This window comes from Mucilaginibacter dorajii, assembly GCF_024808255.1.
Classification (GTDB): Bacteria; Bacteroidota; Bacteroidia; order Sphingobacteriales; family Sphingobacteriaceae; genus Mucilaginibacter; species Mucilaginibacter dorajii.
The window spans coordinates 1-15,811 of sequence record NZ_JANTYS010000040.1; the positions used below are offsets into that span (position 1 = coordinate 1).

General features: G+C 43.0%; 6 protein-coding genes. All 6 read left to right on the plus strand.

From position 1 onward, the window contains the following. The first annotated feature begins 270 nt into the window (after positions 1 to 270). The 6 genes from FHS10_RS28530 (at position 271) to FHS10_RS28555 (ending at position 15,678) form a co-directional block, all read left to right on the plus strand. A complete protein-coding gene (locus FHS10_RS28530; protein ID WP_259097581.1) occupies positions 271 to 3,030 on the plus strand; it encodes an ABC transporter permease in 2,760 nt (919 codons plus the stop codon). Between the two features lie 99 nt (positions 3,031 to 3,129). After that, positions 3,130 to 5,559 carry an ABC transporter permease gene (locus FHS10_RS28535; protein WP_259097582.1) on the plus strand — a complete coding sequence of 810 codons (2,430 nt, stop codon included), beginning with the start codon at positions 3,130 to 3,132 and terminating at the stop codon, positions 5,557 to 5,559. 151 nt (positions 5,560 to 5,710) lie between these two features. Beyond that, positions 5,711 to 8,083: an ABC transporter permease gene (locus FHS10_RS28540; RefSeq protein WP_259097584.1), complete on the plus strand. Its 2,373-nt coding sequence runs from the start codon at positions 5,711 to 5,713 to the stop codon at positions 8,081 to 8,083. Between the two features lie 166 nt (positions 8,084 to 8,249). Then, positions 8,250 to 10,625: an ABC transporter permease gene (locus tag FHS10_RS28545; RefSeq protein ID WP_259097585.1), complete on the plus strand. Its 2,376-nt coding sequence runs from the start codon at positions 8,250 to 8,252 to the stop codon at positions 10,623 to 10,625. Positions 10,626 to 10,804: 179 nt separating this feature from the next. After that, a complete protein-coding gene (locus FHS10_RS28550) occupies positions 10,805 to 13,165 on the plus strand; it encodes an ABC transporter permease (protein WP_259097587.1) in 2,361 nt (786 codons plus the stop codon). Between the two features lie 143 nt (positions 13,166 to 13,308). Then, on the plus strand, positions 13,309 to 15,678 hold the full coding sequence (locus FHS10_RS28555; protein ID WP_259097588.1) for an ABC transporter permease: 2,370 nt from the start codon (positions 13,309 to 13,311) through the stop codon (positions 15,676 to 15,678). Positions 15,679 to 15,811 lie beyond the last annotated feature (133 nt).

Genomic DNA, 15,811 nt, shown 5'->3' on the forward strand with positions numbered 1-15,811 from the left:
GACCTGTATAGTTCATCTTAGGACTAACAGAATACCTTGTATAGTATTTACAGGATTTACTCACAAATCTGTATAGCTATTTCCGGACGGGTCAACCGGGATAGCGTTGATACAAAAGCGGGCACAACGTGTACGTATTCGAACACTTGGTCTGTATTTTTTGATTTAATTGGTTGATTTACTGATTGTTAAATAAATGGCACATGTTTTATTCTATTAGCTTGGTAGTTTATGCTCATTTAACATCGAAACCAACCTATTGAACAACTTATGAATGCAGAGGACCACGTTTGGGAATTAGCGACAAAAAAACTGGCCGGGGAAGCTTCGGAAGAAGAGTTGCGTGAGCTTGATTTTTTGCTGATAGAAAATCCTGAGCTTAAAACCTCGTTGATGCTTATTTTTAATTGGTGGCAGGATGAGCAGCCAAACACTGATGCAAACAGTTATTTGCTTTTTGAGCAGATCCTTAAAAAGATAAAACCGGAAGAAGAGGTAGCAACGGATAACGCGCCGAGGCTGCAACCACCAAACCCGAAGTATATAGAGATAAAGAGGGCCGTAGGCAATACACACTTTTTAATTAACGCAGGTATGGTTAAAAATTATTTAAAGATTGCCATAAGGCAGTTACGCAAACAAAAAATGTATACCGCCATTAAAATTGGCGGCTTTGCTTTTAGTATTGCTGCCTGTTTATTAATTGCTTTGTACATACGCGATGAGCTTAGCTTTGATAAAAACTACCCGGATGCCAATAGGGTTTACCGTATAGTGAGCGCGTATGATGACGGTACCGTGCATGGAAAAGGGGTTGACTGGCCCGCCGTGATGGCCAAAACTGTTAAAAACGATTACCCAGAGATTGAAAAAGCGGGTCGTTTAATGCCTAACTCCCTGTTTTGGGGAGCGGGAAGTAACGAGTTGAAACATGCCGATGGTGTTGAAAATACCCACGAGGATGGTTTTGCCTATGCCGATCAGTCGTTATTAGAGATCCTGAAAGTGCCCATGGTATATGGCGACCTGGCACACGCGCTTACCGAGCCGCAAACCATGGTGATATCTAAAAGCAAGGCAGATAAATATTTCCCCGGTCAAAACCCGGTTGGCAAGGTAATGTACCTTAATAATAATAAAAGCCGCCCGTATAAAATTGGCGCAGTGATGCAGGATTTTCCTAAAACAACACATTTGCAATACAATTTTTTACTTACGCTTGCCGGTGTAAAGTTTTGGAACGGCGAGCAGGAAACCTGGGATGCTAATAATTACAGCACTTATGTATTGCTAAAGCCGGGCGTGAATATTAATAACCTAAACAAAAAGATGACCAATGGGATAATCAAAAATTATTATATCCCAGATATGCTTAAGAACGGTGATAAAAATGCCTCAAAGATACTGAGTGTATTTAAAATGGAGTTGCAAAACATCCAAGATATCAATCTTTATTCGTACGGAATAGATGATGGTATGTCGCACGGGGATATTAGGTTTGTGTGGCTGTTTGGGGCGGTGGCCGGGTTTATATTATTGATAGCCTGCATCAACTTTATTAACCTTTCAACAGCAAAATCGGCCAATAGGGCTAAAGAGGTTGGCCTGCGTAAAGTAGTAGGTTCGCAACGCAGCGGACTCATTCAGCAGTTTTTAACAGAGTCGTTATTATACAGCTTATTTTCATTTGTGCTGGGGCTGATATTGGCTACGTTGTTATTGCCGTATTTTAATGTATTGGCATCAAAATCATTAACCATGCCATGGCAGCAATGGTGGCTGTTGCCGGTTGTGGTGGTTTCGGCAGGCATTGTTGGCCTGGTTGCGGGCATCTACCCGGCATTTTACCTATCGGGCTTTAAACCTATTGATGTGCTGAAGGGTAAGCTGGCTACCGGCAGTAAAGGCTCGTTCCTGCGGAATGGGCTGGTTGTTTTCCAGTTTACTACCTCTATTATACTTATCATTAGCACAGTGGTTATTTATAGCCAGATGCAGTATATCCTCAATAAAAAAGTAGGGTTTGAGAAAGACCAGGTACTGATGATCCAGGGCACAAACACCCTTGAAGATAGCCAGGTTAAAACTTTTAAAAGCGAGCTTCAGAAGTTATCATCAGTAAAAAGTGTTTCCATCAGCGATTTTTTGCCGGTATCTGGCACCAAGCGTAACGGTAACGAATTTCATAACGAGGGAAAAGAAAAACTGGAAGCCGGCACCGGCGCACAGTTTTGGGATGTTGATGAAGACTATATCAAAACCTTTGGGATGAAATTAATAGCCGGTCGTAATTTTAACCCTGATATGAAAACCGACTCACAAGCGGTAATTATTAACCAGTCGATGGCGCAAAAGTTAGGGCTTAAAAATCCTATAGGAAAGCGTATCACAAATTACGGGCCGCCTAAGCCAATCATTGGCGTAGTGCAGGATTTTAATTTTGAATCGATGCGTAGCGGGATAACACCATTAGCAATGCATTTGAGCAATAGCTCATCCATCGTATCGGTAAAAATAAAGGGCACAAACGTGAAAAATACCATAGCACAGATCACCGCTGTTTGGAAAAGCTTTTCGCCAAACCAATCTATCCGTTACTCCTTTATGGATGAGCAATTTGCCAACATGTATGCAGATGTGCAACGAATGGGGCGCATCTTTACCACCTTCGCGATGCTGGCCATTATTATAGCCTGCCTTGGTTTATTTGCCCTGGCGGCCTTTATGGCCGAGCAGCGCAGCAAAGAAATAGGCATCCGCAAGGTATTGGGCGCTACCATCAGCAATATTACCACCCTGCTTTCATTTGATTTTATCAAACTGGTATTCGTAGCCATTGTTATTGCATCGCCAATAGCCTGGTGGGCCATGACCAAGTGGCTGCAGGATTTCAGCTACCGTATCAACATTAGCTGGTGGATGTTTGCCCTGGCCGGCGCCACCTCAATTGTGATAGCCATGCTAACGGTAAGTTACCAAAGTATTAAAGCCGCGCTCATGAACCCGGTGAAGAGTTTGAAAGCAGAATAGAAGCTTAAAGCCGAAGGCTTAAAGCAAAAAGCAGTGAAAATTAGAATGAAAAAAAGCTTTAGGCTTTATGCCTTCAGCTTTAAGCAAAATTAAAGTGCTATGATTAGAAGTTATTTAAAAACAGCGTGGAGGTTTTTGTTAAAAAACAAAACCTTTAGTTTCATCAACATTATTGGCCTGGCTACGGGTACTTTATGTTGCCTGTATATTTTATTGTATGTACAGGATCAGTATAGTTATGATAAGCAGCACAAGGGTGCCAACAATATTTACCGGCTTACTACAGATCTGGAGCTTACCGGCGATAAACATCATAGCGGGGCAAGCTCGCCGCCGATAACGCCTGCAATGAAAAGCGAGTTTGCCGAGATACAGCAATATACCCGGGTGGTTACTACCGAAAAGTTTGGTGCCAAACAACACCTGTTGCGCTATAAAGAAAAGTCGTTTTACGAGAAGGACGCGCTTTTTGTAGATTCTACCTTTTTTGACATGTTTACCTATCATTTTGTAAGCGGTAACGCTACGAGGGCATTGGCCGAACCTTATACTATCGTATTGTTTAAGCCAGTTGCCGATAAACTTTTTGGCAGCGAGGACGCCGTTGGTAAAATGATATCAATCGAAAACGGTTTTGGTAAGCACGATTATAAGGTAAGTGGCGTGGTTGATGAAAGCCTGGGTAAATCGCACATTCATGGTAATATATATGTATCGATGAACAGCGGCGGCTTTGGCGAGTCGGTACGGAAGAATGATGCCTGGGCCGGCAATAACTTTTTGTACGCCTACATCAAATTAAGGCCCGATGCCAGTGCTGCCGCACTTGAGAAAAAGCTGCCCGACTTTTTGAACAAGCATGCGGCGCAGCAGTTAAAAGACATCGGTATGAAAAAGGTTTTACACTTACAGCCGGTTAACAGCATTCATACCACCCCCGGCTTTGAAAACGAGCTGAGCAAAACGCTTGACCCTAAGTTTTTATTCCTGCTGATATTAATAGCGGTAATGATCCAGGGGATTGCCTGTATCAACTTCATGAACCTATCTACCGCCCGCGCCTCCAAACGTGCCAAGGAAGTTGGTGTGCGTAAAGTGATAGGCGCAGGTAAAGGCGATTTGATCAAACAGTTTTTAGGCGAATCGTTCCTGTTGGCTTTTATAGGTGTTGCCATTGCATTGCCGTTGCTCATAATACTGCTGCCTTATCTTAACCAGATCACCAAAGCAGATATTCAACTGGCCTTTTTTAGTAATTATAAAATTTGGGTGCTGCTGTTAGGCCTTATCACCGTTACCGGTTTGGTTGCGGGTAGTTATCCTGCATTCTACCTGTCGGCTTTTGAGGCTATTAAGGTGATCAAAGGTAATTTTACCAGCCAGGTTTCGGCTACAGGCATTCGTAAATCGCTGGTGGTTTTCCAATTTGTTTTATCTATAGTTTTGGTTTCTGGTATCATTATTATCTATAGTCAGCTAAACTACATCAAAAATAGAGATCTTGGTTTCGATAAAAATCAAAAGCTGATCTTCAACTTTTACACCGAAAGCTCGCAGAAAAAGATGCCTGCTTTCACCAATGACCTGAAAGAACTGGCAGAAGTAAAAGCCGTTAACAATGCTGATAACTATTTGGGGCAGTTTGTGCCCCATGATCATGGCGTTTTCCTAGCAGGCGGCAATATGGCCGAAGCCGTTGACGCCCAAAACATTAACACCGACGAGCATTTTGTGAAAACAAATGGCGTTAGCTTAATAAGCGGTCGCGATTTTAGGATGAACGATACCAACCGGGTATTGATTAACGAAACATTAGCCAAACGCCTTGGCCTGGATGTGCAAAAAGCACCAGGCACCAGGCTGTACTCGCAATACGACGGCAAACCTGCCACCTTTGTGGAAGTAGCCGGCGTAATGAAAAACTTTAACTACAATTCGCTGCACAGCGAGGTGCGCCCGTTTATGATGGTGTATCAAAACGATCCCGGCTATTTCAACAGCATGGTAGTTTCTGTAGGTAGTAGCAATTATAAGTCCCTGCTCGAAAAAATGTCGGCAGTTTGGCATAAGGACCTCCCCGAGGTGCCTTTTGAATACACCTTCCTGGATACCGAGGTTCAAAAGCAATATGAAACCGAGATCATGCTATCGCAGATCATCAATTCATTTACTTTGGTGGCCATTGTAATATCGTGCCTTGGCTTGTTTGGCCTGGCAGCCTTTAGTGCCGAGCAGCGCAGCAAAGAAATTGGCATCCGCAAAGTATTAGGTGCAAGTGTAACGGGCATAGTGCAGTTATTATCTACAGATTTTTTAAAGCTGGTGATCGTCGCCTTTGTGATAGCCACGCCTTTGGCCTGGTGGGGTATGAGCAAATGGCTACAGGATTTTGAATACCGCGTAACCATAAGTTGGTGGATGTTTGCCCTGGCCGGTATATTGGCGGTAGTAGTGGCCCTGTTCACCGTAAGTTTCCAGGCCATAAAGGCAGCCCTGATGAACCCGGTGAAGAGTTTAAAAGCAGAATAGTATCAAGTAGTTAGTATCAAGTATCAAGACAGGAGCGAAAAATAGAGTCAGAATTAAGAGTCAGGAATCAAGATAGAAGCATTGTGGATTTGTGATGGAATTGGCCACCAGACAAGACCAATGAACTAATGAACCAGTGAACCAATAAACAATGATTAAGAATTACATCAAAATAGCATGGCGAAACCTTATCCGTAATAAGGCGCATACGTTTATCAACATCGCGGGGCTTTCTGTGGGGCTGGCTTGCAGCTTGTTAATTTTGCTTTGGGTGCAAAACGAGCTGGAGATTGATGCTTATCACAAAAACAGCAGTCGCTTATACTCGGTTTATGAACGCCAGTATTATGATCATAAAATTGTTGGGCAGTATAATACACCAGGCTTATTACCCGATGAGCTGAAAAAGCAGATTCCCGAAATTGAGGCATCAACAGGGATTTCCTATGGTGGCGATAACACCTTCCAGGTTGGCGATAAAATTGCGAAGATGGGCGGTGTAAGCGGTGGAGCCGATGTTTTTAAAATGTTCACTATTCCGCTATTGGCTGGCAACGCGCAAACCGCGTTGAATACCCCCGTAAGCATGGCCATCTCCAATAAAATGGCCAAAGTGTTTTTTGGCAGCGCGCAAGCCGCCATTGGCAAAACCATCCGCTATGAAAACCGCAAGGACTTTAAGGTAACCGGCGTTTACCAGGACCTGCCCAAAACATCATCGCAGCAATACGATTTTATGATGAACTGGGATGCTTTTTTAGCCGATAACGACTGGGCAAAAATATGGGGCAACAACGGGCCTTCAACCGTTATTTTGCTGCGGGCCGATGCCAACCCAGATCTGGTTCAAAAAAAGCTTACCCACTTTTTAGATAACCTTAACAAGGGCCAAAAGAAGGGCGTATTCACTGAAGAGTTGGGCATGCAGCTTTTTAAAGATGGATACCTGCATAACAACTTTGAGAATGGCGAATTTAAGGGTGGTCGTATTGAGTACGTACGCCTGTTTACTATTGTGGCTATTTTTATTTTGTTGATAGCCTGTATCAATTTCATGAACCTGACCACGGCCCGCTCTGTTAAACGCGCCCGTGAAATAGGGGTGCGCAAAGTAGTTGGTGCTGTACGTTCGGTATTGATCAAACAATTTATAGGTGAATCGATGCTGATAACTGTATTAGCCGTTGGGGTGGCTTTGCTGTTATTGGTATTGCTGCTACCTGTGTTTAACCACATTACTCAAAAAGAGATTGAGCTGCCATTTAACCAAACCGCTTTCTGGCTAAAATTAGCGGGCATCACTTTAATAACGGGTTTTATATCCGGCAGTTACCCGGCTTTATTTTTATCATCATTTAACCCGGTTACAGTTTTAAAAGGCACCTTGAAATTAGATACCGGCACAACAATGTTCCGTAAAGGGCTGGTGGTATTCCAGTTTTTCCTGTCGGTAGTGATGATCACAGCTACCATTGTGATATCCAAACAAATGAATTATGTGCAATCAAAAAATCTGGGCTACGATCGCGAAAACCTTATTTACATACCGATGAGTGGCGAGCTCATCCATAAATACCAGCTGTTTAAAGATGAAGCCTTGCAAATGCCGGGTGTTAAGTCGATAAGCCGTATCACCGCTACGCCAACCGGCCTGGATAACGGAACATCTGATGTTGATTGGATAGGTAAAGATCATGGTGTACAAATTCAGTTTACCCAGGTATCGGTAGGCTACGATTTTGTGAAAACCATGAAATTAAAAATGGCTGCCGGCCGCGATTTTTCAAAGGCTTACGGTACCGACTCTGTGGGATACGTCATCAATGAGGTAGCGTTAAGCAGACTGAAATATACGGATCCTATTGGCAAGCCTTTAACTTTTTGGGGCAAAAAAGGACACATCATCGGCGTGCTGAAAGATTTTCATTTTGCATCGCTGCACGAGCGGATAGAGCCGCTGATCATCAGGTATGGCGAGCAGGAAGGTTACGGCAATATCCTGGTTAAAACCCAACCCGGTAAAACCCGCGAAGCATTGGCCAGCCTGGAAACCCTTGCCAAACAAATGAACCCGGCGTTCCCGTTCAGTTACAGTTTTTCTGACGAGGAATATCAAAAGCTTTATCAAAATGAACAGATAGTAACCAAACTTTCAAACGCCTTTGCCTTCCTGGCCATATTTATATCGTGCCTTGGCCTGTTAGGTTTAGCCATGTTCACAGCCGAGCAGCGCATTAAAGAGATAGGTATCCGTAAAGTTTTGGGTGCCAGTGCACGCTCGTTGTTCGCGCTTTTGTCAACAGAGTTTTTGGTGCTGGTGATCATATCGCTGTTTATAGCCTTGCCGGTATCCTGGTACGCCATGAGTGCCTGGCTGCGCGATTTTGCTTATCAAACCCCTATGCAATGGTGGGTATTTGCCATGGCCGGCGGTATCATCATTGTAATAGCTATGGTAACGGTAAGCTTCCAGGCCCTAAAAGCAGCGTTGGTTAACCCAATAAAAAGCCTGAGATCTGAATAGAGTCAAGAAGTTAGAACCAGGAATCAAGACGGGAAGAGTCATTGGTTATTAGTAAAAGCAGGGATACTTATAATTGAGGCTCATTTTTTATAGTTTAAAAATTAGGATTTAGAGTTTAGAAGTTAAGATTTATAGTTTAAAAATTAGGATTTAGAATTTAAACACCATGATCAAAAATTATTTAAAAATAGCGTGGCGTAACCTTACCAGGAACAGGGTCCAAACCGTTATCAATGTGGCCGGGCTTTCGGTTGGATTAGTTTGTAGCCTGCTTATTATGCTTTGGGTACAAAATGAGTTAAGCGTTGATGCGTTTTTCAAAAACGGCAGTCGTTTATATTCTGTTTATGAACAGCAGCATTTTGATCATAAAACAAATGGCTCCTATAATACTCCTGGTATTACCGCCGGGGAAATGAAAAAGGTTTTACCCGAAGTAGAGTATGCCGCTAATTTAGGATTTGGTCAAAACAATACCTTCCAGGTGGGCGATAAAGTGCTTAAACAGCAGGGTACGTCTGCCAGTGCCGATTATTTTAATTTGTTTAGCTATAAACTGTTGCAGGGCAATGCGCAAACCGCGTTAAACACACCCGTTAGCCTGGCTATATCACGTAAAATGGCAACTGCGTTTTTTGGCAGTCCGCAGGCTGCCATTGGCAAAACCATCCGTTATGAAAATCATAAAAACTTTACGGTAACGGCGGTATTCGAGGATTTGCCTAAAAACTCATCACAGCAATTTGATTACGTGGTTAACTGGTTCAACTTTTTAGAAGAAAACAGTTGGGCACGTGAGTGGGGTAATCAGGGGCCATCAACCTTGGTCATGCTGCGTGCAGATGCCGACCCGGTTAAATTTGAAAAAAAGATCTCTAATTTTTTAGATACTTACAGTAACCTCAATCGTAAAACGGCAACTTTTATTATCGATCTGGCACTTCAGCGCTATAGCGATGGTTACCTCCATGGCAATTTTGAAGACGGAAAAATCACAGGCGGCCGTATAGAATATGTGCGCCTGTTCAGCATCGTGGCTATTTTTATCTTATTGATAGCCTGCATCAACTTCATGAACCTGTCAACAGCGCGGTCGGTAAAACGGGCTAAAGAAATAGGCGTACGCAAGGTAGTAGGCGCGGTGCGTTCGGCCTTAATACAACAGTTCATCAGCGAGTCGTTACTGATCACTACCATCTCTGTCGCGTTTTCATTAGTGTTACTGGTGATGTTGCTGCCCGTATTTAACCAGGTAACCCAAAAACAACTGGTATTGCCTTTTAACCAGGCCGCTTTCTGGGGTAGATTGGTATTGATCACGCTTGTAACCGGCCTGATATCTGGCAGTTACCCGGCCTTGTTTTTATCGGGCTTTAACCCGGTAAAAGTGTTGAAGGGTACTTTAAAGCTTGACGCAGGTACCACAACGTTTCGTAAGGGGCTGGTTGTTTTTCAATTTGTATTATCGGTAATATTAATAACCGGTACTATTGTAATATCCCGGCAGATGAATTACATCCAATCAAAAAACCTGGGATATGACAGGGAGAATATGATCTACATCCCGATGGATGGCAATTTGGCGGCAAAATACAACCTGTTTAAGGATGAAGCCTTAAGAATGCCCGGTGTACAACGGATAACCCGCACTACCAATACGCCAACAAACATACAAAACAGCACCGGCGGCGTTAATTGGATTGGTAAAGATACCACCATAAACATCCAGTTTACCCAGGCATCTGTAGGGTATGATTATGCCAAAACAATGAAATTGCAGCTATTAGAGGGCCGGGATTTTTCAAAGGATTATCCAACAGACTCGGTAGGTTATATCATGAACGAGGCCGCCCTTAAACGGATTGGTTATAAAGACCCTATTGGTAAACCACTCACCTTTTGGCGTAAACCAGGAACCATCATCGGCATAATGAAAGATTTCCATTTTAATTCCATGCATGAAGAGATCAAACCATTGATTATTCGGCTTGGCGAAAACGAGCAATGGGGCAATATCCTGGTGCGCACCCAGCCGGGCAAAACCAAACAAGCCTTGGCCAGTATGGAAAAAATATGTAAAGAGCTTAATCCGTCGTTTCCGTTCACGTACTACTTTAGCGATGAGCAATACCAGAAGCTGTATCAAAATGAGCAGATCATCGGCCGGCTTTCTGATGCCTTTGCCTTTTTAGCCATATTTATATCCTGCCTTGGCTTGTTAGGTTTAGCCATGTTTACGGCAGAGCAGCGTGTTAAAGAAATAGGCATCCGCAAAGTATTAGGCGCAAGTGTTAGCTCGTTGTTCGCGCTGTTGTCATCAGAGTTTCTATTGCTGATAGTGATCTCGCTGTTTATTGCCTTGCCTATTGCATGGTATGCTGCGGGCCAATGGCTGCAAAGCTATGCCTACCGTAGCCCTATGCAATGGTGGATCTACGCCTTATCCGGCGCTATTATAGTGCTGGTAGCCCTGGCAACGGTAAGCCTGCAGGCCATTAAAGCAGCATTAATTAACCCTATAAAAAGCCTGCGAAGCGAATAGAGTCAAGAATTAAGAGTGAGGAATCAAGACAGGAATTATTAGTCATTGCGCATTTCGCTGCGCTGTCATTGGGCATTAGTGAAAGTAGGAATGCTTAGAATTTGAGATTTATTTTTAGAGTTTAGAAATTAGGGTTTAGAAATTAGGATTTAAAAATTAGGATTTAGAGTTTAAACAATATGCTGAAGAACTATTTAAAAATCGCCTGGCGTAATATTGTTAAAAGCAAGGGGCACACTTTTATAAATGTGGCGGGGCTTTCTATCGGGATGGCAGTAGCTATGCTGATAGGTTTATGGATGTGGGATGAATTATCCTTTAATAAATATCATCAAACGTACAACCGCGTGGGCGAGATCATGACCACGCAAACCTCCAATGGCGAAACCCAAACATTCCCTACTACGGTGGTGCCGCTAAGTGAGGAGCTGCGCAATAAGTATGCGGGCGATTTTAAATTAACCGCCTTAACCTGGGGCGGTACCCATATTATGGCCGTTGGCGATAAAAAGATCTCGCAAAACGGTATGTGGGCCGAGCCAGCCTTACCCGCAATATTATCGTTAAAAATGATAAAAGGCAACTATGCCAACTTTAATGAGCCTTCGTCTTTTATACTCGCGCAATCGGTAGCTACGGCCTTGTTTGGCAATGCCGATCCTATAAACAAGGTGGTGCGTATTGATAATAAAACAGATATGAAAGTTGCAGGCGTTTACCAGGATCTGCCGCACAATACGTCGTTTTACGCCACCAAATTTATGCTGCCCTGGAGTAACAAGGCTAACTGGTGGAACACTCAAACAGCCGCCTGGGGTAATCATGGCTGTAACTTGTTTGTATTGATGAATGATCGGGCAGATTTTGATAAAGTATCTGCCAAAATAAGAAATATAACCAAACCTCATTTTAAAATGAACGACGAGGTAATGATGGTACATCCAATGGCCAAATGGCATCTTTACAGCGAATTTGTAAACGGTGTATCGGTAAGTGGTGGTATCCGCTTTGTTTGGCTTTTTGGGCTCATTGGTATGTTTGTTTTGTTGCTGGCCTGCATCAATTTCATGAACCTGAGCACTGCCAAAAGCGAAAAGCGGGCTAAAGAGGTTGGTATCCGCAAGGCTATTGGTTCGGTACGCAGCCAGCTCATTAAGCAGTTTTTAAGCGAATCATTGCTGGTTGTTTTTTTAGCGCTTGGTTTAACTTTTATACTGGTGATACTGGTTCTTCCTTATTTTAATCAAATTGCTAATAAAGAAGTATCTGTTCCCTGGGGTAATACCTTTTTCTGGATAGGAATTTTAAGCTTTGCCATTTTTACCGGCTTATTATCAGGTAGCTATCCCGCATTCTATTTATCGGGCTTTAACCCTGTAAAGGTTCTTAAGGGGACTTTTAAAGTTGGCCGACTGGCATCGGTGCCCCGCAAGGTGCTGGTAGTGCTGCAGTTTACAGTATCTATTGTTTTAATAATAGGAACCATAGTGGTGTTAAGGCAAATAAATTATGCCAAAAACCGCCCCGTTGGCTATTCGCGTGCCGGGCTGATCACTATTGAAATGAATACCCCCGAAATATACGGGCATTATGATGCCTTACGTACCGACCTGATCCAAACCGGGGCTGTAAGCAATATGGCCGAATCAAACAGCACCACCACGCAAATATGGTCAAACAATGGCGGGTTTGACTGGGAGGGTAAAGCCCCCGGTTATGATCCTACATTTGGCACCATAGGTGTAACCTATGATTTTGGCAACACCGTAGGCTGGAAGGTGTTGGAGGGGCGTGATTTTTCAAGAAATTACGCAACGGATACCAGCGCGATTATACTAAATCAATCGGCAGTAAAACTGAGCGGGATTAAAAATCCGGTAGGGAAAATGATGCGGTGGGGAGGTAAAAACTTTGTAATAGCAGGAGTGGTAAAAGATATGGTGATGGAATCGCCTTATAACAAAACCATTGCTACCATATTTTTAATGAATCCCTACTGGGTAGGCTATATAACCGTACGCATCAAACCAAATGTTCCTGTACATGACGCATTAGGCAAAATTGAAACAGTATTTAAAAAATACAATCCCGGCAGCCCGTTCGATTTTAAATTTAATGATGACGAGTACGCCCACAAGTTTGCCGACGAGCAGCGCATTGGCAACCTGGCATCTGTGTTTGCCGGTTTGGCTATATTTATATCCTGCCTGGGCTTGTTTGGCTTAGCCTCATTTGTGGCCGAGCAGCGGGTAAAAGAAATTGGCGTACGCAAGGTGCTCGGTGCATCGGTAGTAAATTTGTGGCGCTTACTATCTACAGAATTTGTGGTGCTGGTAGCCATAAGCCTGTTAATTGCGGTACCTGTGGCCTATTACTTTATGAATGGCTGGCTGCAGCAGTATCAATACAAAGAAACCATAACCTGGTGGATATTTGCATTTGCAGGCATCGGGGCTATCAGCATAACACTGTTAACGGTAAGTTTCCAGGCCATCAAAGCGGCGCTGGCCAACCCGGTTAAAAGCCTGAGAAGTGAATAGTCACTGGTCATTTCGCTGCGCTGTCATTAGTCATTAGTGGAAGCGGGATACTTAGCATTTGGTTTCAGTTTTTAGGATTTAGAAATTGGATTTTAGAGTTTAAAAATTAGGGTTTAGTGATTGTGTTTTAGAGTTTAAAAATCATGTTAAAGAACTACATAAAAATAGCCTGGCGTAATATTGTAAAAAATAAGGCGCATTCGTTCATTAACGTTGTTGGCCTATCGGTTGGCCTGGCCTGCAGTTTACTCATTTTGCTTTGGGTACAAAGTGAATTGAGTATTGATGCCTATCATCAAAATGGCGACCGGCTTTACCAGGTTTATGAGCGCGAATATTACAATCATAAAATAGATGGTAATTACGATACCGCCCCAATACTGGCCGCCGAATTAAAGAAACAGATTCCGGAAATTGAATACGCGGTAACCATGCAAGAGGATAACGATATAAATACTTTCCAGGCAGGTGATAAAACGCTAAAAGAAGAAGGCACTGCTGCCTATCCCGATCTGTTTAAGATGTTTAGCTATTCTTTGTTACAGGGCAACGCGCAATCGGCCTTAAGTTCGCCGGAGAGCATGGCTATTTCTCATAAAATGGCTAACCAGTTTTTTGGTAGTCCGCAGGCTGCCATGGGCAAAACCATCCGTTATAAAAACAAGCATGATTTTAGCATTACCGCGGTATTTGAAGATCTGCCCGAAAATACATCCCGCAGGTTTGATTACCTCATGAACTGGCGGGCCTTTACGGCCGAGTATCCATGGGCAGGTGCATGGTCTATAACCGGGCCACGTACTTTTGTGATGCTGCGTAAAGGATCAAACCCAGCTCTTGTAGAAAAAAAAATAAACCACTTTGTTGATACCTATCGAAAGTTTGATAATACCTACCGACTTGAGCTTGGTCTGCAAAAGTTTAGCGAGGTGTACCTGCATGCTCATTTTACAAATGGGAAAATTGATGGCGGTAAAATTCAGTATGTGCATCTGTTTAGCATAGTTGCAGTTTTTTTACTGCTTATAGCCTGCATCAATTTTATGAATTTAACTACGGCCAGGTCTATAAAACGGGCCCGCGAAATAGGGGTACGCAAAGTTGTGGGAGCTGTAAGAATGGTGCTCATCATTCAGTTTATTGGCGAGGCGGTTATGGTTACCGCGATAGCGGTAATTGTGGCCATTTTAATGGCGTATACTTTACTGCCGTTTTTTAATGCTGTTACTCAAAAGCATATGGTAATCCCTTTTGCACAATATTCCTTTTGGCTAAACCTGGTTGGTATTACCTTACTAACGGGGTGTATATCGGGCAGTTACCCCGCTTTGTTCCTGTCATCTTTTAATCCGTTAACAGTATTAAAAGGTACCATGCGGCCAGATAGTGGCTCGGTATGGTTTCGTAAAGGGTTGGTTGTTTTTCAGTTTGTACTTTCTGTTGTGCTCATTATTGGCACCATTGTAGTCGCCAAACAGGTATCTTTTATACAAAACAGAAATTTGGGATATGATAAAGATAACCTGGTGTACATACCCATAGAAGGTGACCTGAGTAAAAAGTACGAATTTTTTAAAGAGGAAGCTTTGCAGATACCGGGAATAAGCCAGGTAAGTAAAATTTCTGATGATCCTACATCGCTTGATAACCAAACTGTAGCAGTTGACTGGGCGGGTAAAGACCCCAACATTAAGGTGCAATTTTCTACCTCTATCGTGGGGTATGATTTTGCATCGGCCATGAAGCTAAAAATGATTGACGGACGGGATTTTTCAAAAAACTTCCCAACCGATACCGCCGGCTTCATAGTAAATGAAGCCACAGTTAAAACGATAGGATATGCCAGTCCTGTTGGCAAAATGATCATTATAAATGGAAACAAGGGCCCTATTATTGGGGTGATGAAGGACTTTAATTACGAATCGTTACATCAGCAGATTGAGCCTTTAATTATGGCTTTTGGCGAAAGGGTATGGTACGGGCACATATTGGTGCGTACACAGCCCGGCAAAACACCCGAAGCGTTGGCAGGCCTTGCTAAATTGTATAAACAGGTAAACCCCGCATTTCCTTTTTCGTACACCTTCTCCAACGAAGAGTATAATAAATTGTATGAAAGTGAGCAGGTGGTTGGTAAACTATCAAACACATTTGCCTTCCTGGCTATTTTTATATCGTGCCTTGGCCTGTTAGGTTTGGCCATGTTTACAGCAGAACAAAGGGTTAAAGAAATAGGTATCCGCAAAGTATTAGGAGCTAGTGTAACGTCGTTGTTTGCATTGTTGTCAAAAGAGTTTTTACTGTTGGTTTTTACAGCTTTAATAATTGCCACGCCAATAGCCTGGTACAGCACCAATAACTGGCTGCAGGGCTTTGCCTATCGCACAGCTGTGCAATGGTGGATGTTTGCCCTGTCGGGACTAATTATCATTTGCATAGCCCTGGCAACCATAAGTTTCCAGACCATTAAAGCCGCGTTAATTAACCCTATAAAAAGCCTGAGATCGGAATAGAGTCAAGGATTATTAGTCATTGGTCATTTCGCTGCGCTGTCATTGGTCATTAGTGAAAGTGGGGATTCTTAGCATTTGGTTTCAGTTTTTAGAGTTTAGCGTTTAGAATTTGGGGTTTAGCGTTTAGAAATTA

Bases quoted from the DNA above. Each gene is read 5' to 3' on its own strand.
- FHS10_RS28530 (WP_259097581.1), top strand. From the start codon at position 271: ATGAATGCAGAGGACCACGTTTGGGAATTAGCGACAAAAAAACTGGCC.
- FHS10_RS28535 (WP_259097582.1), top strand. From the start codon at position 3,130: ATGATTAGAAGTTATTTAAAAACAGCGTGGAGGTTTTTGTTAAAAAAC.
- FHS10_RS28540 (WP_259097584.1), top strand. From the start codon at position 5,711: ATGATTAAGAATTACATCAAAATAGCATGGCGAAACCTTATCCGTAAT.
- FHS10_RS28545 (WP_259097585.1), top strand. From the start codon at position 8,250: ATGATCAAAAATTATTTAAAAATAGCGTGGCGTAACCTTACCAGGAAC.
- FHS10_RS28550 (WP_259097587.1), top strand. From the start codon at position 10,805: ATGCTGAAGAACTATTTAAAAATCGCCTGGCGTAATATTGTTAAAAGC.
- FHS10_RS28555 (WP_259097588.1), top strand. From the start codon at position 13,309: ATGTTAAAGAACTACATAAAAATAGCCTGGCGTAATATTGTAAAAAAT.